The organism is Paenibacillus sp. NAIST15-1, from assembly GCF_001894745.1.
Classification (GTDB): domain Bacteria; phylum Bacillota; class Bacilli; order Paenibacillales; family Paenibacillaceae; genus Paenibacillus_B; species Paenibacillus_B suaedae.
This window is the reverse complement of record NZ_BBYF01000024.1, coordinates 22,607-45,310: the sequence shown is the minus strand read 5'-3', so window position 1 is coordinate 45,310 and position 22,704 is coordinate 22,607. Positions and strand designations below refer to the sequence as shown.

Genomic DNA, 22,704 nt, shown 5'->3' with positions numbered 1-22,704 from the left:
CGCTAACCAAAAAAAATAACAAAACAGCTACAAGCCATTGATAAACAAATACAAAAGCAAATGGATATAAAGAAAAATGCTTTACAGAAGTTTGTCAGTGATGCTATTACCAAGGACGACTATGACTGTTTGGTTACAGATATTGAAGACAAGTTGCTGCATTTAGAAGTCGAAAAAAGCCAACTTCAAAAAAAGATGGAGGAAAGCTACTCAGCGAGTAAACTTTTCTCCATCAAAGAACAATTTAAAAAAGCAGTTGCTTTCGATACTTTGACTACAGAGACTCTTTTACGCTTCGTTGAAAAGATTGAAGTCAAAGAAGATAAAAGCATCAAGATTTATTATAAGTTTGCCATGGTTGAGGGGTTATAATCCACTCAACCTTCTTCTAAAACTAGCAGTGAAACACACTCCACATGCGTAGTCTGCGGGAACATGTCCACCGGCTGTACCTCAACGACGCGGTAGCCTCCACCCGCCAGCACTTGCAAATCGCGAGCCAGCGTCGACGGATTGCAGGACACGTATACGATGCGCTCTGGTTGCATGGCGAGCATCGTGTCGAGCAATGCAGGATCGCAACCCTTGCGCGGCGGATCGACGACGATGACATCAGGCGTCACACCCTGCTCCTTCCAGCGAGGAATAACGTCTTCTGCTGCGCCAACGGCGAATTCTGCGTTTGTCACGCCATTCAGTTCTGCATTGCGGCGCGCATCGGCGATCGCTTCCTCAACGATCTCGACGCCGAGTACCCGCTTCGCGCGCCGTGCAAGGAACAGCGAGATCGTCCCGATGCCGCAATACGCATCAATGACCGTCTCTTCCCCTGTCAGGCCAGCATATTCTACAGCCTTTTCATACAGCACTTCCGTCTGCACCGGATTTACTTGGTAGAAGGAACGCGCGGAGATTTTGAACGCGATATCTCCGATATAATCCGTAATATATTCTGAACCCCACAATACGCGGGTCTTATCTCCCATAATAACGTTCGTGCGCTTCGTATTCATGCTCTGGCAGACGCTCTTCAACTGCGGCAAAGCCTCAGCAAGCTCCGCTACGATCTTCTCCTGATGCGGCAGCTTGTCCCCATTCGTCACGAAGGTGATCATCAGCTCATTCGTGCGGAAGCCAACACGCATCATCACATGACGAAGTAGGCCTGTATGCTGCTCCTCATTATACGGCTCAATGCCGTATTTCCGTACAACTTGCTTCACCACACGCATCGCGTCGTCGTTCATTTCATGCTGGATCAGGCTCGTATCCGTATCGATAATCCGATGGCTCGCCTTCGCAAAGTAACCACCGATTAGCTCGCCTGTGCGCTCATTTTTGCCGATCGGCATTTGGCTCTTGTTACGATAACGCCAAGGCTGCTCCATTCCGATCGTTGGCCATACCTTGATTGGTTGCTCCTGCACAGCATTTTCAGTTGCAGCTGCTTCGCCTTCCGCTTGCTCCACTCGGAACTTCCCGATGCGCTCAAGTACGTCAACGACATGCTGCCGCTTCCATACCAGCTGCTCACTGTACGCCATATGCTGCAACTGACAGCCGCCATATGCATTCGCTGGATGCTCCAACTCCACGCGATGGGGGCTGTCTACAAGGCGCTCTAACACCTTCGCATATCCGTACTGTTTCTTCACCTTCAGCACAAGCGCACGAACCTGCTCACCCGGCAATGCCCCTTGTACAAACAGCGTGAAGCCGTCTGCACGACCGACTCCTTCTCCATCATGCGTCAAACCAATAATATCCATTACAACCTCATCGTTTTTCTGTACCGGGGCATTATGCACGCGTGCATGTGCCGCGCGTCCACCTACCGCTTCTTGTGAACGCGTCGCAGATGCAGACTGTCCTCCATTTCGACGCCCCGGCCGCTTGCTTTGCTTGTTTCCTTTCACCCTGATGCCCTCCTATTTATGTGTTAACGAATCCATCTATTTTGAATGCTCTCGCATTGCTTGTCTAGCTCATGTTCATACTCACTCTTCTGCCGGAAACCCAAAGATACAGTACACGATATCTTTCTCAAAAATCGATAATAGCCCGAAAATATACAAATAACTACGCTCGACTCTGCATCCATACGTAGCCTCGAAAACGTCATCCTCATGGTATCCAGCTGTTCCGCATGTTGAGCATGGCATCATCATACCATAATCCACCCGCCAACAAGAAGACCCGGCGCCTTCACGCCTGCACAAGCTCTAATTACCTTTTTCCTAACGACAAAGAATCCCATTATCCGATCAAACAGCATTTTAGCATTATACATTTATCTTATCTGCATTTCAGTTTAGCCTTCTGCCTTCTGCCTTCTGCCTTCTGCCTTCTGCCTTCTGCCCCTAATTATCGCTGTTCCCCTCACCACGTCAACAACAATAAAACGGCTTGACCCGTGCCCTCTACAGCAGCTAGTCAAGCCGAACGTCCACCATCCGATCGTGGAACGATATCATTCTATTCTCCATCGCCATAACAGCTCGGTACATAAGCACATCTACCCAGCTTACAAAGCCTCTGGATCATCTGCGAAAATACGCAAATGAGAAGGCAGCACCCTGAACGTCGCTGGCAATAGACCGCCGAATTCTCCGTCTAGATTAAGCTGAACTGCATCCGGCGATGTAACCGTAACTCGATTCGTCTGCTTGTGAATGACGAGCGGATCATTAATATGCTCTCCCCGAAGAGCCATACTAGCTACCCGAACGAACTCCACAAGATTGCAGCGTTTCAGCATAATGACATCGAATAAGCCGTCATCAATTCGCGCCTCAGGCGCCAGCTTCTCGAAGCCGCCAACCGAGTTCGTATTCGTAATCAAGAACAGCATGAATTCCTCATGATAGACGCCGTGGCCTTCCAGCTCAATACGCAGCTCCGTCGGACGCAGGCGAGTCATCTTCTCAAGGCCCTTCATATAATAAGCGAGCTGCCCGATAATCGTCTTCAGCTTGCTTGGCACCTCATACGTCAATTCCGTCAAGGAACCGCCGCCTGCAATATTAATGAAGTACTTCTCATTCGACTGCCCAAGGTCAATAACCCGAGTTGTCTGACGCGTAATAATTGAGCAAGCATCCTCCCAATTGCGAGGAATACCCAAGGCCCGTGCGAAGTCATTCGTCGTCCCAAGCGGAATAATGCCAAGTGGAGGCCGTTCCGGCTTGTCCGCCATCCCATTAATGACCTCATTGAGCGTACCATCGCCACCAGCTGCGATAATCATATCATATCCGTTATCAATTGCTTCTGCCGCACTAGCCGTTGCATCTCCTTCGCCTTCCGTCGCATGCGTCGTCGTCTCGATGCCAGCAGCATCCAGCATATGCAATATATCCGCCAGCCGCTTCCTGCCTTCCTCCCGGCCAGATGTCGGATTATAAATAAGCCTAGCTCTCTTTACCATGAATGTTTCACCCATTTACAATCTATTCACGTTCAACCGATTTCACAACCTTCTTCGCGAAGGCTTAGCTGCCAGCAACATTTCGCCATATCGTCCAGTTCTAGTCACTTTGCCTCGAACAGCAAAACAACCTGTGTTATGAACCATACTACCATAGTAAGCTTCTTCATATCCACATCATGCCTTGTTGGAGACATCCTAACTTCACAGCAGCCCTGCGGACAGTTATAAAAACTCCGAACCACCAACATATATTCTTATGTATCAAGATGCATCGTGGCATTCTTTCTGCATTCTCACGCAATTCCATCTGCATCGTCACATCATACAATCTATTCTTCTCATGATAACACAATCGTTCCTCAAAATGTTCGAAACTGACGGGATAATCGCCCTAGCAACTTCCGTCAACAGACTTTCAAACGATCCCAATCCCGGCACCAACTATTGAGATACATACCCCTTCATCATAGCCAGTAAACGAACCGCTTCCTGCTGCAGCCATCTATTCAAGGCGGAGTGCGGCAGCAGAGCTTCGCCATCATACATGGCAGACACATCACCAAGCCGCTGCGGAATCACATGAGAAGTGAAATAACCTCGACTGAGGAACACAGGAACGACGGCAACACGACGTTCAACAGTCTGTTCTCCGCACGAGTGCCCTCCACCATCATGACCATCGAAGACATCCATACCGCCGAACGAGTCTAGGGGAACAGTCAATTGTTCCGCCCTGCCGCTCCAGACGATTTCATCTTGACCGAGCGTCAATACGCTCTGTAAACGGCTCACCGCTTCCGCAATATCTTCATAGCAGAGCAAGGCATGTGAGGCTCCTGCACACGTGCCACGCAGCACAAGCTTCCGCTCCAGTCGCCGTAAGCTCTCATGCCAACGCGAAGCAAAAGGCTCGTATCGACTGCCGTGCGCAACGAGCAGCACTGCATCCGAGTCTGGTCGTACCCCGAGTCCACGCAGCCGCTCCTCCACCATCTGAATGAGAACATCCTCCTGACTGTCCACATCCGCAATCGAACAGCTTCGATCAGACTGTGCCGACAATCCTAAGTAAGAGCTACTTTCACTCCCATCTCCACTTTGCTCAACATGAGCAGAGAAGGAAGATTCGACAGCTTGCCCGTTCTCTTCAATTCCTTCTCCTAGCATAGATGACGCACACGCTTGCAACGGAACGACATTCCCTCCGTCAAGCGGACGGCCATAATAGACGCGAGCTTGCACTCGGAATGGCTCCAGGTCTGTCTCACAGAGCGGAGCAGGCTTAGCGCCAAGCGCATATGCTATCTCATCGGCATGCGTACTACCCGCAGACACGAACAAGGGGATGACCCCAATATGGTTCACCCCTTGCGCTTCCAATGTATTAATGCCGTATTGTATATCTTGTTCCGGTACACATTCCAAGTAAGAGGAGACGACAGCAACCCCATCAGGCCAATCCGTCTGTGCGATGGCTTCCTCTACCAGTGTAACCCAGGATTCATCTCTTGAACCGTGGCTGATGATAAGCAGTCCCGGCTTCATCTGATTATTTACCTAAACGTTCTAATGCCATTTTATAACCATCATTGCCGTAGTTCAAACAACGCTTCACGCGGGAAATCGTGGCTGTACTTGCTCCGGTCTCCGCTTCAATCTGATTGTACGTACAGCCCTTGCCCAACATGCGAGCAACCTCCAACCGCTGGGATAAGGATTGAATCTCATTTACCGTGCACAGATCATCAAAGAAAATATAACACTCTTCCACTGATTTCAGCGTCATAACCGCCTCAAACAGCTGGTCGACTGACTTATCGTTCAATTTTTTCAATTGCAACCTTATCCACCCCTACATCAATGCTTGTTACCCTCATTGTACTTCCTTTGACATACCTTTTCAAGCATTACAGTTGTCATGCGTTAGTGAATTACTGTAAAAATAGAGCGCTTCCATAAAAGATTGGGCGTCCGTCTACGGGCGATCGTCCACTCGAGTTGTTCGCCTATCACATACAGTATATTATCCCATACCAATGCAGAAAGCACTAGAGAATGTTGATTGGAGTACGTTTAGACTATGCAAACCTGCCATACTTATACAAAAAGGTCGTGATGAGATGAACAACCCTCGCCAATATGAGAGGGCTCCTTTACCGTCGCAGCTGATGACCGTCCCCAGTCTTCCCAAGCAAAAGGAAAACAAGGCGCATATCCGCAGCTTCAGCCCTGAACCTGCGCCCTTCTTGCCATCATTCACTCCCCCGCCACCGCTAGAAACTACAGCCATCGTTCCATTTACCCAAGCAGCCGAATCGCCAATTGCTACGGTTGTTGAGGAGACCACTGCCAAGAAAAGCGGCTTCTCGATCGGTGACATCAAGCAAGTCATTGATCGCATGGGCGGAATTGAAGGCATCGTCGAGACGATGGGCAAGGTGCAGAAAGTGATGAACAGCGTATCCCAGATTGCTCCCGTCGCCAAGCTGCTCATGGGCACACTCCTTCCAGGCAAAAAGAAAGACGGAGAAGACGGTGACGAAGATGATCATTGGACGAAAAATCCGCGGAGGCGCCGCCGCAAGCGTACAACAGGAAAAGGGAAATCGCCGATTCCAAGTAAGCAGCGCCGTCGCACCTCCAAGACGCATCGCCGGTAATTACACACAGCAAAAGAGCCGACTCCTCCATAGAGAGAGCCGGCTCTGTGTGCTTCTATTTAAAAGAATAGATCGATGAACTTGAAAATAATCATCGCAAGTACCGCGCAAATCGGAATCGTAATGAACCAAGTCACTACAATACGACCTGCTACGCCCCACTTCACCGCCGAGAAACGCTTGGCGGAGCCTACCCCCAAGATCGCGGAGGTAATAGCATGCGTAGTGCTAATAGGCAAATGCGTCAGCGTTGCCGACATAATAACCGAGGCTGCAGACAAGTCTGCGGCAAAGCCGTTAATCGGTTCAATTTTGAAAATTTTAGTTCCCATCGTTTTAATGATCTTCCAGCCGCCAATCGAAGTACCGAGTGCCATCGCTGTTGCAGCAGCAATCTTAACCCACAGCTGTACCTCCATTTCGGTCTGCAGTTGTGCAGTGACGAGTGCGAATGTAATAATCCCCATTGCCTTCTGCGCGTCATTCGTACCATGTGTGAATGATTGCAGAGCAGCCGTAATAATTTGACAGGTTCGGAACCCTTTATTAACGGTATGTGGACTATGATTCCCAAATATCCATTTCAAGATTGTCATCACAACGTAACCGACAGCGAAAGCAATAATTGGCGAAATAATAAGACCGAGAACGATGTTTTTAAATCCGCCCATGTTCAAATAATCTGATCCGGCGCCGATGAATACTGCCCCTGCCAACGCGCCAATAAGCGCATGCGAGGAAGATGACGGAATCCCGAACCACCAAGTAACCAAGTTCCAGATTATGGCCGCGATCAGCGTCGCCATGACGATTTCAAGACCATTCTCCAGCTTCGCTGGATCAGCAATACTGCCTCCTATCGTCTTGGCAACCCCTGTAAAGGTCAGCGCCCCGGCAAAGTTCATCACAGCGGCCATCAAAATGGCAACACGCGGCGGAAGCGCCCTCGTTGACACCGACGTGGCGATCGCATTCGCCGTATCGTGGAAGCCGTTAATAAAGTCAAAGGCAAGCGCCAAGAAAATAACGACGCCCACGATAATCATCGTAATATCCATGTTCATTATCTATGTGATTGCACAGCACTAATTATCATCCGTCCGCGCAATCCCTACCTCCTTCGTACACTAGGGCTGGCTTATCTTATGTGTTACGACAGATATTAGGAATTTCGCATGACGATCGTTTCAAGCTGCTTCGCCACATCCTCACAGCTGTCGGTCGTCTGTTCAAGACGCTCGTATACGTCTTTGCGTTTGATCAATTCGATTGGATCCTTTACTTCTGCGAACAAGGCACGAACCCCACGGCGGTAAATGTCGTCTGCGGAATTTTCCAGCTCATTGACACGTATGTTATGCTCGCGGATAGCAAGCAGTTTTTTCTGTGACAACAGTTTGATTGCCTTCTGTATTTCATATGCACTGCGCTTGATAACATCGGCGAACAATACGACGATTTCATCATGTTCAATCATTTGGTACATGTCGAAACGCGAAGCGCTGGCCTCCATCCCATCAAGAACATCGTCGAGTGCAGTCGTAAGCGCCATAATATCCTCGCGCTCAATCGGCGTAATGAATGTTTTATTAAGCTCTGTCAAGATCGTATGTACATAGACGTCACATTTGCTTTCCAGATCCTTCATTTCCTTCGTAAACGCCAAGACATCCGTCAAATCTTCTACGCCTTGTGCGAACGTTTCTGCCGCTAGAACGAGCGTATCCGCCATGTTTTGCAGCGTTTCGAAAAACACGTCCCTTTTCTTGAACATTCCCGAGATCTCCTTTGCAACAAAAATTGCATGTGATGTAATCTTCTAAACCTTACATATCTTATCATAGGATACGGTGGTTTTGTAAAGAAATCGTAAATCAAACGTGAGCAAATGTCGAAACTTTAGCCCTATTCACCACCGGAAATTCTCCCTTATTCGACAATTTTCGCCGTTTTTCATAAAAAGTACAGCAAAATACCGTTCTCACGCTGTTTTTCGCTTGCCATCCAATGTTTCCCACGTTGAAATGTTGGATATGCCATAGACATGAGCTAGCAATCATGCTGTGCCCACCATACGGTATAGTTTCCTCCTTTTTCTGCAAAGACATACATGAGATCGGCATATGCTCGTATTCACCCCAAATCAAAAAAGACGAAGCTGCTATGCCTTCCGGCTGCCACTTCGTCTCACATTCATAATTGGATTATCTCACTCCCACACCATCATCAAGCTATATACTCCAGTTCGCCCATTCTTCCTGCCGCTTCTCCCACCGCTTTAACCATTGAAGCGTGCAGGTAAACAGCTTCTCCCGATGCGTGCCATCCGAATACGTATGATCGGCTTGGAACACAATTTCCTTATCACATTGACCGTCGCTGCGCAGCCAGAACACCTTCTGGAACAGGAAGCTGTAATCCGCCGGTATGACATCATCACTTGTGCCGTGTACGAGCAGTACATCGCCATTGAACTTGCGTGCCTCTTGCAGCGGCTGATGAACACCCAACGCATTGAAGTAAGCAGGCGTGAAGGAATATCCCAGGTAATCGGCAGATCCTCTTGTCATTGCCGTATCGTACTGCTCTCGCCCGACTATCCGCACAATATCATTGAATGGGTAGGCTACAGGCGACCAGAGGACAAGCCGCTTAATGCGCTGATCGCGCACAGCGGTCAATATTGCAATCGCTCCACCCAAGCTGTGGCCGATCAGCGTTACCCGCTGCGGGTCGACATCACCGCAGCCGAGTGCATAGTCGAGTACTGACTGCGTCTGACTTATCATGTCATCTAGACCAGTATGCCCGTAGTCGCCCGTGCTCTCGCCGCATCCGGCAAAGTCGAAGCGCACAACGATGTGCCCTTCCCCTGCCAGTCTGCGCGCTGCATTCACGAATAAGCGGTCAACACCAATTCGGCTGCCGACGAAGCCGTGGCAAATAATCGTTACAGGGGCGCGCCGCTTCACACCACGTTCAAATGGAGCTCGCTCCTCTGGATAATGAATCGTCGCCGCCAACCGTTCTTCTTGCCATCGAATATCAATATGTCGCTCCATCTTACACTCCCCTGCCTTCTACATCACTCAGGTGCGTGCAGTGCACCCTGCATCGTCTATATCATATAATTCCGATTAATATACTATGTTTTAAGTTGAGTGTACTCCTCTATCCGATTGCTGTCAAGAGTTCAGACAAGAAAAAAACCGCAACACCGCGCAGCGGTATTACGGTTTTGATTAGTAATACAGTCCGTACGAACGCTGCAGCATCTGATGCGTCTCCAGCGTCCCATCCGTCATCCCCGCCTGTAAATGCGAGGCAGCCTGATCATAATCGTCTGTGTCCGCAGAGTCATCCGTCAAGGATGACTTGCTAGCTAAATGGGACTCTTCAACCGTGGACGCTTCGCTTGGCCCCCTCGAATGCTCCTGATTGAGATACAGCTGTGTTAGCCCTTGTTCTGAATCGCTCTTCCCTTTCATCCTTGTCACCCTCCTGCCGTATGTCATGATTGGCCTATACGACATTATTATGGTGTGTAAGGAGAATTTTATACGCCGTTAGAAGGACGTTCAGACAGAATGCCATGACAGAGCATCGTCGTGATCTGGTCAGACAATGTGCGTACGTTCATCCGCTCATCCAAATTGCCTGGCTGGAGGAGGAACTGCTTCATCGACACGAGATAACGCACGATCAAATGCGGGGATAGCTCTTTGCGAATCTCTCCCCTCTGCTGCCCCCGGAAGATCGCCCCTTCAAACTCCGGGATGACGTGCTCCTCTTGATAGGCCATCATTTTTGCGAACAGATTTGGATAGTACTGCGTTAAATCGGTAACGAACGTTAAAGATATCCGATCAAAGGGCTGGTATTTTAGCAAAAGGTCGAATAGTTCATACATATCCTTCGCTTCTTCCATCACACGCAGCAAAAATTGATGGCTCTCCTGCACCATCCGATCCGTAATAGCCTCAAGCAGCCCTTCCTTACTTTGAAAATATTTATATATTGTCATTTTCGCAACGGGAACCGCCTCCGCAATCTGCTCCATACTCGTCTCTTGGATGCCCCGTTCGAAAAACAACCGCTGTCCGACATCCATAATTGCGATCGCTTTACTGTTCAACTGGCATAAGCTCCCCTTTCCGTGCGGACAAGGCTCTGCCGCCTATGCCTTCAAGAGAGAGACTGCATCTTACAGATCCCGCTTCGTCAGCACAAGCCAGCCGAAGAGCAGCCCGCCTGCATATATCCCTATCGTAATGAATACACCCTCCCAAGGCAAGCTGCCTGCGTCGAATAAATCTTTGCCATTGAAGACCGTGAACAAGCTGATGTCCGACATCCAGGCTAACGACTTCTCCATACCGGAGAGCAGATGAAATAGGAACGATAAGATGACGATTCCAATACTAAGCGACATTCCGGTTCGCTCGGAAGTGACGAAGACCGTCATCACATATCCGATTCCGGCAAATGCCAGCGCCGCCAGCAGGCCCGCGATCGAGTAGGTGAGCAGCAGCCCTGCATCCGCCACGGTACTGAACAGGTGCCCGAACCATACCGTCACCCCATAACTGACCGCTGCAATCAAGAAGAAGGCAAGAAGATGCGCGCAGGCTTTTCCGAGGAACAGCTGCCCACGAGATGCTGGCAGGGTGAACATGAAATCCACTGTCCCTCGATCCCTCTCCCTCGCCACCGTGGAAGCCGCCCACATCGCAGCGAATATGCCTAACAGCATCATGTAGAACACAAGCGGCTCGCCCGCCATCCAGCCCTCGAAGCTGCCGAACATCTCCACATGCATACCGAATCCTTCCAGCAAGGCAGGAGGGAACTGCTTCAAGGCGTCCAACAGCGATGTATTGCTCGTGTACATGTCGCCGAGTCCAGCGAACATCATCTGGAACACAATAATGATGCCTGCCCATATGAAAAAGCTGCGACGATTCGTTCTCCATTCATAACGAAACACCTGCCACATTACGCTTCTCCCCTTTCGCTCTCAGAACGCTCACGTGAATGCCCAGCTTGCGTTGGCTGCTCTACTGCATCCTCCCGCGAATGTCCAGCCTGCTTTGTCTTCTCTACTACGCGCTCGTGCAAGTGCCCAGTTTGCGATGATTGCTCTCCTGTGCGTTCCCTCAATTGCCCAGCTTGCGTTGATTGTCCCGCTTGATCCTGCGAATGATTTCCCCCATTTCCGCTTGCATCGTACTCCGCCATGAACAGATCCTCCAAAGAAGGCTGCTCAATACGGATATCCCTTAGCTCGTGGGCAGCAATACGCTGCAGAGCAAGGTGCAGATCACCTTGCAGCACAAGACGATGCTCCATGCCATCGTATACTGCGTTCGGATCGATATTTCTCAATCGATAAGCCTCTATGCAATTACCCTGCTGCTTGAATTGAATATGTGCAATCCGGCGATCCTTGCCTGGAATCCCATCTACATCACTTACTCGCAGCAGACGACCTTCTCGGATGAACGCGACACGGCTGCACAACTTCTCTACCTCGCTTAGAATATGGGTGGAGAAGAAGATGGTCGCTCCCCGTTCATGCTGCTCCATTAATATCTGAAAAAAAATGTGCTGCATCAACGGATCAAGCCCTGATGTCGGTTCATCCAGTACAATTAAATCCGGCTTATGCAGCAGACACTGTACAATGCCAAGCTTCTTGCGATTGCCAAGTGAGTATGACTTCACTTTCTTACTGACATCCAGCTTTAGCTGATCTGCCAATGCCATTGCAGTTGTATGTTGCAACAACAGCCCATTCATTCGCGCAGCGAAGTCCAGTACTTCTCTGCCTGTTAGCTCCTCGTTATAATGCACTTCTGACGGTAAATAGCCGATTCTCCTGCGAACATCAGGACGTTCCTTGTTCATTACTTCTCCGAACAATTCCACTGTCCCCGAGGTAGGGCGAATGAGCTGCATAATCGTACGAAGCGTAGTAGACTTTCCCGCCCCATTCGGTCCAATGAATCCGAAAATCTCACCCTGCTGTACTTCTAAATTGACTTCGTGGATACCGCGCTGTGATCCGTACCTTTTTGTGAGATTGCTCAACTTGATAGCGTTCATGCGGCACACTCCAATCTATACTATAGTTAAATTATGAGTATATCTTATTCCGCATATATTCAAACTCACAAGTCCGTTTTATACTCAATCAAGCATGAAAGTATACCATTTTCCACTCATTAGCTCTTTCCTGCTCATCATTTCGAATCAGTGGAAAAATAGGCGATCGAGCTCAGATATCCGAGAATGCTCCCTGCAACTTCCCCTTCGATAACAAAAAAAAAGAGGAGCATCGCCCCTCTTCCTCGTCTATCTTGTCTGTACTTGTATTCGTTCTGACTTCACACCGATGTCGCTGCGGTATTGCATCCCACTGAATTGGATGCGTTGAACTGCTTCATATGCCTTCGCTTTGGCTGCTGCCACATTGTCGCCTAAGCCGACAACTCCTAGCACTCGGCCTCCTGCTGTCCGCCACGTCCCATCCTCATCACACACCGTGCCCGCATGGAATAAGAGAGCTGATTCCGCTGCCTGCTCCAACCCCGTAATGACGTCTCCTCTGCGAACATCTCCAGGGTAGCCTTCTGCTGCTACAATGACACACATTGCAGCATGATCATGCCATTCAAGCTCGATCTTCTGTAGACTGCCTTCGGCGACTGCCCACAGTACTTCGAACAGGTCTGACTTCAACCGCGGGAGTACAGACTGCGTCTCTGGATCGCCGAAGCGTGCATTGAACTCAATGACCTTCGGTTCCCCATCCGGCGTGATCATTAGTCCAGCGAACAGCAAACCATGGAAGGAGCGGCCCTCGGCAACCATCGCCCTGGCAGCCGGTTCAATGATCGTCCGGCGCGCCTTCTCTAGAATGGACGGTGAGAATTGCGGCAAAGGGCTATATGTCCCCATACCACCTGTATTCGGTCCGCGATCACCATCGAAGATTGGCTTGTGATCCTGCGCTGGTTCACATACGCGCACCGTTTCTCCATCTACGAAGGCCAGAATGGACATTTCCTCACCGAGCATAAATTCTTCAATGACAACCTTGCTGCCAGATGAGCCGAACTTTCCAACTACCATCAGCTCATGCAATACTTCAATTGCCTCTTCATGCGTATGAGCAATAACCACACCCTTGCCCGCCGCCAGACCATCGGCCTTAATGACGACCGGCAGCATATGTTGATGGACGTACGCCGAAGCCTCGGTGAAATTATCGAACGCAGCGTAGGCAGCGGTTGGAATTTTATATTTGTGAAGCAGATGCTTCATGAACACCTTGCTCCCCTCAATCTCAGCTGCCTTACGATCAGGGCCAAATACGCGCAGTCCTTGTGCTTTCAGTACGTCAACAATTCCGCCAGCCAGTGGATCATCAGGTCCTACGACAACAAGGTCAACTTCCTGTTCAACTGCGTATCGGGCAATGCCTTCATAATCGTGGACGGGCAGCGGCACACATTCAGCGAGGCTCGCAATCCCTGCATTGCCTGGCGTACACAGCACCTGCCCAACTTGCGGGCTATTGCGAAGCGCCCATACCAGTGCATGCTCGCGTCCGCCACTGCCGACGACCAATACCTTCTTCCCTACGTGCTCCATATTCATGAACGCCTCCTTAGTGCTTAAAGTGACGTACGCCAGTCATCACCATGGCAATACCATGCTTATTTGCCACTTCAATGGATTCACTGTCTCGAACTGAGCCTCCTGGCTGAATCACTGCCGTAATTCCAGCTTCTGCTGCCAAAGCCAGCGTATCGCCCATCGGGAAGAACGCATCGGATGCAAGTACAGCGCCGCGCGCCTTCTCACCGGCTTGTTCGATTGCGATGCGAGCTGCACCTACCCGGTTCATCTGTCCGGCACCTACACCAACCGTCATTCCATCCTTCACAAGGACAATCGCATTCGACTTCACATGCTTCACGACATTCCATCCGAACAACAGCTGTTCCATCTCCTCAGAGGATGGTTCACGTTCTGTTGCGACCTGTACACTGTCTGCTTTCAAGGAATGCAAATCGAGATCCTGCACAAGCACGCCACCATCCACTGTCGTCAGCTGCCGTGATGATACCCGCTCGTCTGGGGATGGAATTGTTCCTGTTTTCATCAGACGGATATTCTTCTTCTGTGCAAGCACCTCAAGCGCTTCTTCTGTAAAGCTAGGAGCGATGACAATTTCTAAAAATATTTCATGCAGCAAACGAGCTGTATCGCCATCGATTTCTCGGTTAGAGGCAACGATTCCGCCGAATATCGACGTTGGATCAGACTCATATGCCTTCTCATAAGCTTCCAGAACCGTAGCACCGATCCCTACGCCGCATGGATTCATATGCTTCACTGCAGCCACCGCAGGCGTACGGAACTCACTAACGATCGCAAGTGCCGCATTGGCATCGTTAATATTGTTGTAGGACAACTCCTTGCCATGCAATTGCTCAGCTGTTGTAATACTGCCTGCGCCCGCCAATGGTCGGCGATAGAAGGCCGCATCCTGATGCGGATTCTCCCCGTAGCGAAGCGGCTGTGCCAGTTCATACGTCACACTCAATCGCTCCGGCCATTGCTCACCAACCTGCTCAGTCAAATATTCCGCAATGATGGAATCATAAGCTGCTGTATGACGGAACACCTTCGCCGCAAGACGACGGCGTGTCTCGATTGTCGTATCGCCACTGGCGCGAACTTCTGCGAGAACAGTGTCATAGTCCGCTGCATCGACGACAACCGTGACATCTGCATGATTTTTGGCAGCTGAACGCAGCATTGTCGGGCCACCGATATCTATATTCTCAATCGCATCCTCATAGGACACGCCTTGCTTTGCGATCGTCTGCTGGAATGGATAGAGATTCACAACGACAAGATCAATCGTAGACAAGCCAAGCTCATCCAGCTGCTCCATATGAGCCGGATTGCCGCGCATCGCCAGCAGCCCGCTATGAACGGCGGGATGCAGCGTCTTGACCCGACCATCTAAAATTTCCGGGAACCCCGTCACATCCGATATCCCTGTAACCGGCACTTGCTCCTGCTCCAGCAAAGCTTTCGTTCCACCCGTGGAAATAATCTGCACACCCGCTTCCGTCAAGCTGCGCGCAAATGCAACTACGCCCGTCTTATCGGATACACTGATCAATGCTCTTTGAATCGCCATGTTGTCCTCTCCCCTGCTAAACTTTGGCATTTTAATTAAATATCATTGTAATGCGTTACTGTATGGAAGTCTATATCATGGCTCCCTGTTAAAAACGAACCTTATCTACCCGTCAAAAGCTACTAAACAAATATCTCAAATATCGATTAGGAGCCTATAGTCACAGTCTTGTCTCGCCAAGTACTTTCTCGAAATAACGGCAGAAGTATGTCCTTGTGCAATGGAAAATCCGATAAATTGTCTTTCAAATAGTGGACACAATATTGCAAGGAAGACACCTTTCCCTAAACCTTAACGAGCCCAATATATAGTTGGAATACAGATCTAACCTCTACATGTAGACATATCTTCATCTGCAGCAATATAACCCTCTGTGTCCACATTAGCGTGGACATTTTCCCCATTTGTCCTCGAAGGAGATACAAATATGTTGTGCAGGCATTCTTGTATGATCATCGGTAGCATCAAAAAAATTAGCTGGTTGCAAGAAGCTCCGCAGAGAGAAGATTCTGCACCACTTGCGGGTACAGTTCGTGCTCAGCTTGCTGGATACGCGCTGACAAAGTATCCTCCGTATCATTAGTCAGGATGGCAACAACCTGCTGGGCCAATATTGGCCCTGTATCCATTCCTTCATCAACAAGATGTACCGTCACTCCTGTCACCTTCACGCCGTAATCCAATGCTTGGCGTACCGCGTGCATGCCCGGAAAGGCAGGCAGAAGCGAAGGATGGATATTGACCATGCGTCCTTCATAAGCTCGCAGCAATACGGGGGTTACAAGGCGCATATACCCTGCCAGCACAACCCAGTCAATGCGTTGCTTGTGCAGCAAGCGGAGAACGTCCTGCTCATAATCCTCACGAGAAGTATATTTCTTCGGTTCAAATATGGCGGCCTGCACGCCGGCTTGCTTCGCACGCTCAATGACGCGCGCATTAGGCTTGTCGCATACGAGCAGGGCGATGTCGGCCTTCAGACGCTGCCCGCAAGCAGCCGCATCGACAAGCGCTTGAAAGTTCGAACCCGAACCAGAAGCAAATACGGCAATGCGTGGGAGATGCTGCTCCTTAGACTGCTCTTTAGGCTCCGATTTGGCACTTACTTCGACTCTAGCTTCTGCGCTCCCGATCGAGTTTACATTTATGCTTGTTCGTGCATCAGCACATGTACTCCCCTGGATCTTGCCCGGATCATCGGATGGCATATCCACTGTACGCATACCTTCACTCATACAATCATGCATTTTACTCATACCTTCACGTATACCTTCATGCAAATCATGCATATCTTCACGCATACTTTCTGGTACATCCTCGTTCCATTCCGATTGCCGCATTACAAGCCTACCCCCGGGATGTGAACTTGACGGCTTCCTTCCGTAACTCTTCCCATGCGATATACAGCCTCGCCGCTTTGTTCCAGACTGCGGATTGCGGTATTCGCTTCCTCTTCCCCAACAACGATCACCATGCCGATTCCCATATTGAACGTCGTGAACAATTCAGAAGCGGTAAGCTTGCCAATTTCCTTGCACCAAGTGAACACAGGATGAATCGGCCATGCCCCATACTCAATCTCAACAGATGTGCCTTCAGGAAGCACACGCGGAATATTCTCTAAGAATCCCCCACCTGTAATATGAGCCGCACCCTTCACATTCACTTGCTTCATCAGCTCAAGCATGGAGCGCACATATATGCGTGTCGGCGTAAGTAGTACCTCTCCTAGTGTACTGCTGCCATCGGGTGCTACATCCGTCAAACTCAGTCCGCCTTGTTCAAGCAACAACTTGCGGACGAGTGAGAAGCCATTGCTGTGCAGTCCACTCGAAGCAAGACCTAGCACAACATCGCCAGGGCGAATCGATTCACCGGTAATGATTCGGCTCTTATCTACGACACCTACGCTGAAGCCAGCAATATCGTACTCATCTGCCGAATACATACCTGGCATTTCAGCCGTTTCACCACCGATTAGAGCGCAGCCCGACTGTGTGCAGCCTTCCGCAATACCGCTCACAATCGCTTCAATTTGCCCTGGAACGACCTTCCCGCAGGCCAAGTAATCAAGGAAAAACAACGGTTCTGCACCTTGAACGACAATATCATTCACACACATCGCTACAGCATCAATGCCGATCGTGTCATGCTTATCAAGCGCGAACGCCAGCTTCAGCTTTGTTCCCACTCCGTCCGTACCTGATACAAGAACCGGTTCTTTGTAGCGCTGAATATCCAGTTGGAACAAAGCTCCGAATCCACCCAAATCGGTTAGCACTCCTGGCGTAAATGTGCGGCGCACATGCTTCTTCATTCGTTCGACCGCTTCATTCCCTGCCGCAATATCGACACCCGCTTGTTTGTAGGCTTCTGACATGATCGTGCGTCTCCTCTCTCCCTGTAAGCAGGACAGGAATGCATCCTGCATTCCCGTCCGTCATCGTTAATGTGAAATGAATAAAATCTTGAAATCTCAAATTAATCAAAGTGTTTACGAATCTCGGCCCAGCAAGCGACATCCCACAGCCCGAGCGATCACTTAGCAGTCATTTAGCAATGACTTAGAAATTCACTTAGAAATCACTTTGAAAATCATTAGAAGTCACTTAGATATCACTTTGCAATCGCTAGAAATCACTTGAAAGCCTCTCACACTCAACAGCCACAGCCTGAGCGTTCATTCCCCGTCCCTGCTGCTGCAGGGTCTGTATATAAATTCGTTGGATAGTCCTTATCGAAGCAGGCTAAGCACAGCCCTCCGTTGGATTCATTCACAAATGCCCCACCAATTGCACCAATCATGCCGTCTTGGCTCAGAAAAGCAAGGGAGTCCGCACCCACCAGTTCACACATCTCTTCCACCGTGTGCGATGACGCGATCAAGTCCTCGCTGTTCGGCGTATCGATTCCGTAGAAGCACGGATGCTTGAACGGTGGCGAAGCGATGCGCAGATGAACCTCCAAAGCCCCCGCTTCGCGCAGCATGCGCACAATTCGGCGTGATGTCGTGCCCCGCACGACCGAATCGTCGATTAGAACGACCCGTTTGCCCTCTACGACACTGCGCACCGCACTTAGCTTCATCTTCACACCCTGCTCGCGCAATGCTTGGCTCGGCTGAATAAACGTCCGCCCCGTATACTTACTCTTAATCAAGCCCATCTCATAGGGAATTCCCGTCAGCTCTGCGTACCCAATAGCAGCCGATATACTAGAATCCGGCACACCACTTACGATATCCGCCTCTACGAACGATTCCCTCGCAAGCTGCATGCCCATCTGCTTGCGTGCAGTATGCAGATTGACATCATGCAGCTGGCTATCTGGCCTTGAGAAGTAGATGAACTCCATCGCGCATAATGCGCGGCGTTGAAGCGGTGCGAACCGTTCCGAACGATGACCGAGCGCATCTACGATGAGCAGTTCCCCCGGCTCCAAGGAACGAACTAATTTCGCACCAACCGCTTCAAGTGCACATGTCTCCGAGGCAAATACATAACTGTCGCCCAGCCTGCCAAGCACAAGCGGCCGGAGGCCATTCGGATCGGATGCGGCAAGCAGCTTGTCGTTCGTCATAATGAGGAAGGCGAAGCCTCCAACCAGTTCACGAAGCGCCTCCTTCGCCGCACGAACGACGTCGTGCTCCGAGCGAGCGATAAGATGCGCAATCACCTCGGTATCACTCGTCGTCTGAAAAATAGAACCCTTCTTCTCCAACTCGCGGCGAATTGCAGGAGCGTTGACGATATTCCCGTTCGTCGCAACTGCAAGATCCCCATCGCGTGTCTTGAAGACGAGTGGCTGCGCATTTGCCAGTCGGCTGTCGCCGGACGTTGAATAACGTACATGGCCGATCGCCCGATCGCCGCGCATATCCTGCAATCGCTCGGCATCGAACACTTCCTTCACAAGGCCCATTGCACGATGATAGTGGAAGGAATGACCGTCGGACGTACACATGCCTGCACTTTCCTCGCCACGATGTTGCAGCGTGTGCAGCCCGTAATACACCATCGAAGCCGCCTCTTCATAACCAAACACACCGAATACCCCGCACTCTTCCTTCAAGCGGTCAAATGGACCATCCTTGCCGCTGCCCTCATTGTAGTAAGCCCCTGTTACTTCATGAGACATGGAATCGCATCCTTCCATACCTGTTCTGCTTGTTGCCAAGGCATATCCAAAGCATCCGTTCCATCAACCCGAACGTGGATCTGTTCACCTCCGACCGTACCGATGCCCTCTACCGGAACTCCTGCTTCCGAGCAGCGAGCCTTCACTTCTTCCAACTGTTCCGCACGTACCGACAGCAGGATACGGGATTGGCTCTCGCTGAACAGTGCGATATCCGTACGCAGTCCTTCTGCACTTAGATCAAGCGTCGCACCGATATGACCGCTGATGCAGCTCTCCGCAAGCGCAGCCGCGAGACCTCCGTCCGATACATCATGTGCAGACTGCACAAGTCCTGCTTGAATCAGGCTCAACACGGTCTTCAGCAAGCTTGATTCTGCATCCAGATCGAGCTGCGGAGGACGACCTTCTACCGCGCCGTGTACAATGGCTTGGAATTCACTTCCGCCAAGCTCTGCCTTCGTGCGGCCCAGGAGCAGAACTGCATCTCCCGCCTGCTTGAAGGCTTGTGTCGTAATGTGCTGCTTATCATGAACGAGACCGACCATGCCAACGACTGGCGTTGGATAGATGGCTCCCTTTGCATTTTCGTTATACAAGCTTACGTTCCCGCCGATAACCGGCGTATTCATCACACGGCATGCTTCAGCCATGCCATCAACAGCCTGCTCCATCTGCCAGAAGTTCTCCGGCTTCTCCGGGTTGCCGAAGTTCAGGTTATCCGTAATTGCCAGAGGCTCTGCACCGGAGCATACAATATTGCGCGCTGCCTCACAGACCGCAATACGGCCTCCCATGAATGGATCAAGCATCACATAGCGGCCATTGCAATCCGTCGTCATCGCGAGCGCTTTGTTCGTTCCGCGCACAAGCACGACTGCCGCATCCGAGCCTGGTGCCACTGCTGTGCTCGTACGAACCATCGTGTCATACTGGCGATATACCCATTCCTTGCTTGCCACAGATGGCGAGCCAAGCACCTTCAATAGCGCTTCGTTCAGTGCTTCAACCCCGCTTACTTCTGGGTAAGCCGTTGTATCCACGGAAGCGTTAGCCTCATAATAAGCAGGTACTGCAGAGGGCTTATTATAAATCGGACATTCGTCCACAAGTCCGTTAACCGGCATATCACCGACAACCTCGCCACCATACAGCAGGCGCAGGCGCCCATCGTCTGTAACGCGGCCAACTTTGCGGCAAATAACGCCCCAACGTTCAAAGATTTCCATCGCAATTGGCTCGTTATGCTCTTCAATAACGAACAGCATGCGCTCCTGCGATTCGGACAGCATCATTTCATAAGGTGTCATGCCAAATTCACGCTGCGGCACCTCGTTCAAGTCGAGCTCAAGCCCGTTGCCTGCCTTGCTCGCCATCTCCGCGCTCGAACAAGTTAGACCAGCCGCCCCCATATCCTGAATCCCGATCACGATGCCGGAAGCGATCAGTTCCAAGCATGACTCCATAACCAGCTTCTCCATGAACGGGTCGCCTACCTGTACCGCCGGACGCTTCGCTTCCGATTGCTCTGTCAGCTCCTCCGATGCGAATGTCGCACCATGAATGCCATCGCGGCCTGTCGGTGGCCCAACATAATACACAGGATTGCCAATGCCGCTCGCCACGCCCTTCTGGATATCTTTGTGGTCGATCAGCCCAACGCACATCGCGTTAACGAGCGGATTGCCTGCATAGCTGTCATCGAAGACGACCTCGCCGCCCACCGTCGGAATGCCGATGCAGTTGCCATAGCCAGCGATGCCTGATACAACATGCTCGAATAAATACTTCACCCGCTCATCCTGCAAGCTGCCGAAGCGCAGCGAATTCAGCAAAGCAACCGGACGCGCGCCCATCGAGAAAATATCGCGAATAATACCGCCTACTCCCGTAGCCGCACCTTGAAACGGTTCGATGGCAGAGGGATGGTTATGGCTCTCGATTTTGAATACAACCGCTTGTTCGTCCCCAATGTCGACAATGCCTGCTCCTTCGCCCGGACCAACCAGTACACGGTCGCCTGAAGTCGGGAATCGCTTGAGCAGCGGCTTCGAGTTTTTATAAGCACAATGCTCAGACCACATGACACTGAACACACCGATTTCGGTATAATTCGGCTTCCGGCCGAGCAGCTCACATATGCGTGCATACTCATCTTCCGTTACGCCCATTGTCCGATACAGCTTCTGCTCCTCAATCTGTTCAGCAGTCGGTTCCTGCTTCATATGGCGAAGCCCTTCAGCAAGGGATAGTTCCTTCTGCTTCGCGCTACGTGCTGCCGCCTGTTCTTGTTCCGTCGTATTAGTGAGCGTTGACTGCATGTTGTTCCCTCCAAGCTTGTAAAATGGATGTAAACAAGCGAACGCCATCCGCTGAGCCCAGCAGTTCGCTAACCGCACGCTCGGGATGAGGCATCATGCCAAGCACGTTGCCAGCCTCGTTGCAAATACCAGCTATATGTTCAAGTGAACCGTTCGGGTTCTGCTCATACGTAAATACAATTTGATTGCCTTGCTTCAGCTTCGCCAGCGTTGCCTCATCGCAATAATAGTTGCCCTCGCCATGCGCGATTGGGATGTTCAGAATGTCGCCCTCGACATAATCCCGTGTGAACGGCAAATCTGCACGAGTTACTCGAATTGGGGCAGCGTGACATCGGAACTTCAGCCCTTCGTTTCTCCGCAGTGTCCCTGGAAGCAATCCCGCTTCCGTCAAAATTTGAAATCCGTTGCATATCCCAAGCACATAAGTGCCTGTCTCAGCAGCCTTAGCGACCGCCTTCATAACAGGAGCGAATCTGGCAATCGCTCCACTGCGCAAATAATCACCATACGAGAAGCCACCTGGAATGACGATAAGGTCATATCCGGTTACATCCTGCTCCGTATGCCATACCCGATCCACTTCGACATTCAGCGTATCTTGTATGGCATGGACACAATCTAGGTCACAATTCGATCCGGGAAATACGAGCACCGCTGCCTTCATCGCCTATTCCTCCAACTCGTACCGATAGTCTTCAACGACTGGATTCGCCAGCAGCTTCTCGCACATTTGCTCCACCTGCGCCGACGCCTGCTCGCGATCTTCCGTGTTGATATTGAACTCCATATATTTGCCGATGCGCACTTGCTCCACACCGCTGTATCCCATCGTGTGCACCGCCTGCTCCACTGCAGCCCCTTGCGGATCCAATACGCCTGCCTTAGTCGTTACGAAAACCTTCACCTTCATCCCTTTTTCCTCCCCATCAGTCC

The 22,704-nt window shown here is 50.7% G+C and carries 21 protein-coding genes; 2 read left to right on the top strand and 19 right to left on the bottom strand.

Annotation, left to right across the window (positions count from 1 at the left end):
- Positions 1-60 precede the first annotated feature (60 nt).
- Positions 61-372: a DUF4368 domain-containing protein gene (locus PBN151_RS32170; protein WP_021258322.1), complete on the top strand. Its 312-nt coding sequence runs from the start codon at positions 61-63 to the stop codon at positions 370-372.
- Between the two features lie 5 nt (positions 373-377).
- On the opposite strand, the gene rlmD is transcribed toward PBN151_RS32170, so the two are convergent.
- The 4 genes from rlmD to PBN151_RS28190 all read right to left on the bottom strand — a co-directional run bounded on the left by rlmD (position 378) and on the right by PBN151_RS28190 (position 5,270).
- On the bottom strand, positions 378-1,916 hold the full coding sequence (rlmD, locus tag PBN151_RS28205) for a 23S rRNA (uracil(1939)-C(5))-methyltransferase RlmD (RefSeq protein WP_072731992.1): 1,539 nt from the start codon (positions 1,914-1,916) through the stop codon (positions 378-380).
- Positions 1,917-2,524: 608 nt separating this feature from the next.
- Entirely contained in the window at positions 2,525-3,427 is a 903-nt protein-coding gene (locus PBN151_RS28200; RefSeq protein ID WP_021254970.1) for a diacylglycerol kinase, read from the bottom strand.
- A gap of 444 nt (positions 3,428-3,871) precedes the next feature.
- Positions 3,872-4,975 (bottom strand): sirohydrochlorin chelatase, encoded by a 1,104-nt coding sequence (locus tag PBN151_RS28195; RefSeq protein ID WP_072731991.1) that lies wholly within the window; start codon positions 4,973-4,975, stop codon positions 3,872-3,874.
- A 4-nt stretch (positions 4,976-4,979) separates the two neighbouring features.
- Positions 4,980-5,270 carry a YerC/YecD family TrpR-related protein gene (locus tag PBN151_RS28190; RefSeq protein ID WP_021254972.1) on the bottom strand — a complete coding sequence of 97 codons (291 nt, stop codon included), beginning with the start codon at positions 5,268-5,270 and terminating at the stop codon, positions 4,980-4,982.
- A gap of 280 nt (positions 5,271-5,550) precedes the next feature.
- Here PBN151_RS28190 and PBN151_RS28185 point away from each other — a divergent pair, with 280 nt between their 5' ends.
- Positions 5,551-6,090, top strand: coding sequence for a hypothetical protein (locus tag PBN151_RS28185; protein ID WP_083545371.1), 540 nt, complete (start codon positions 5,551-5,553; stop codon positions 6,088-6,090).
- 59 nt (positions 6,091-6,149) lie between these two features.
- Here PBN151_RS28185 and PBN151_RS28180 read toward each other — a convergent pair whose 3' ends face one another.
- The 15 genes from PBN151_RS28180 to purS all read right to left on the bottom strand — a co-directional run bounded on the left by PBN151_RS28180 (position 6,150) and on the right by purS (position 22,681).
- Positions 6,150-7,148, bottom strand: a complete 999-nt coding sequence (locus PBN151_RS28180; protein WP_072732014.1) for an inorganic phosphate transporter — start codon at positions 7,146-7,148, stop codon at positions 6,150-6,152.
- 104 nt (positions 7,149-7,252) lie between these two features.
- Positions 7,253-7,864 (bottom strand): DUF47 domain-containing protein, encoded by a 612-nt coding sequence (locus tag PBN151_RS28175; protein ID WP_072731990.1) that lies wholly within the window; start codon positions 7,862-7,864, stop codon positions 7,253-7,255.
- Positions 7,865-8,321: 457 nt separating this feature from the next.
- Positions 8,322-9,152 carry an alpha/beta hydrolase family protein gene (locus PBN151_RS28170; RefSeq protein ID WP_072731989.1) on the bottom strand — a complete coding sequence of 277 codons (831 nt, stop codon included), beginning with the start codon at positions 9,150-9,152 and terminating at the stop codon, positions 8,322-8,324.
- 180 nt (positions 9,153-9,332) lie between these two features.
- The gene (locus PBN151_RS28165) at positions 9,333-9,578 is read right to left on the bottom strand and encodes a hypothetical protein (RefSeq protein WP_072731988.1); all 246 of its coding nucleotides are present in this window, start codon (positions 9,576-9,578) and stop codon (positions 9,333-9,335) included.
- A 68-nt stretch (positions 9,579-9,646) separates the two neighbouring features.
- Complete coding sequence (locus tag PBN151_RS28160; RefSeq protein ID WP_072731987.1) at positions 9,647-10,225, bottom strand: TetR/AcrR family transcriptional regulator; 579 nt, start codon at positions 10,223-10,225, stop codon at positions 9,647-9,649.
- Positions 10,226-10,294: 69 nt separating this feature from the next.
- Positions 10,295-11,086: an ABC transporter permease subunit gene (locus PBN151_RS28155; protein ID WP_065294056.1), complete on the bottom strand. Its 792-nt coding sequence runs from the start codon at positions 11,084-11,086 to the stop codon at positions 10,295-10,297.
- Positions 11,086-12,195 (bottom strand): ABC transporter ATP-binding protein, encoded by a 1,110-nt coding sequence (locus tag PBN151_RS28150; protein ID WP_072731986.1) that lies wholly within the window; start codon positions 12,193-12,195, stop codon positions 11,086-11,088. The genes PBN151_RS28155 and PBN151_RS28150 overlap by 1 nt, the downstream gene beginning before the upstream one ends.
- A 249-nt stretch (positions 12,196-12,444) precedes the next feature.
- Positions 12,445-13,752, bottom strand: coding sequence for a phosphoribosylamine--glycine ligase (gene purD, locus PBN151_RS28145; RefSeq protein ID WP_083545370.1), 1,308 nt, complete (start codon positions 13,750-13,752; stop codon positions 12,445-12,447).
- Positions 13,753-13,762: 10 nt separating this feature from the next.
- Positions 13,763-15,310 carry a bifunctional phosphoribosylaminoimidazolecarboxamide formyltransferase/IMP cyclohydrolase gene (gene purH / locus PBN151_RS28140; RefSeq protein ID WP_072731985.1) on the bottom strand — a complete coding sequence of 516 codons (1,548 nt, stop codon included), beginning with the start codon at positions 15,308-15,310 and terminating at the stop codon, positions 13,763-13,765.
- 473 nt (positions 15,311-15,783) lie between these two features.
- The gene (gene purN, locus PBN151_RS28135) at positions 15,784-16,362 is read right to left on the bottom strand and encodes a phosphoribosylglycinamide formyltransferase (RefSeq protein ID WP_227775171.1); all 579 of its coding nucleotides are present in this window, start codon (positions 16,360-16,362) and stop codon (positions 15,784-15,786) included.
- Between the two features lie 287 nt (positions 16,363-16,649).
- A complete protein-coding gene (purM, locus tag PBN151_RS28130) occupies positions 16,650-17,690 on the bottom strand; it encodes a phosphoribosylformylglycinamidine cyclo-ligase (RefSeq protein ID WP_072731984.1) in 1,041 nt (346 codons plus the stop codon).
- Between the two features lie 278 nt (positions 17,691-17,968).
- Positions 17,969-19,447 carry an amidophosphoribosyltransferase gene (purF, locus tag PBN151_RS28125; RefSeq protein WP_072732010.1) on the bottom strand — a complete coding sequence of 493 codons (1,479 nt, stop codon included), beginning with the start codon at positions 19,445-19,447 and terminating at the stop codon, positions 17,969-17,971.
- Positions 19,432-21,672, bottom strand: a complete 2,241-nt coding sequence (gene purL, locus PBN151_RS28120) for a phosphoribosylformylglycinamidine synthase subunit PurL (protein WP_072732011.1) — start codon at positions 21,670-21,672, stop codon at positions 19,432-19,434. The genes purF and purL overlap by 16 nt, the downstream gene beginning before the upstream one ends.
- Before the next feature lie 76 nt (positions 21,673-21,748).
- Positions 21,749-22,435, bottom strand: coding sequence for a phosphoribosylformylglycinamidine synthase subunit PurQ (gene purQ / locus PBN151_RS28115; RefSeq protein WP_028532345.1), 687 nt, complete (start codon positions 22,433-22,435; stop codon positions 21,749-21,751).
- 3 nt (positions 22,436-22,438) lie between these two features.
- Positions 22,439-22,681 (bottom strand): phosphoribosylformylglycinamidine synthase subunit PurS, encoded by a 243-nt coding sequence (purS, locus tag PBN151_RS28110; RefSeq protein WP_021254988.1) that lies wholly within the window; start codon positions 22,679-22,681, stop codon positions 22,439-22,441.
- Positions 22,682-22,704 lie beyond the last annotated feature (23 nt).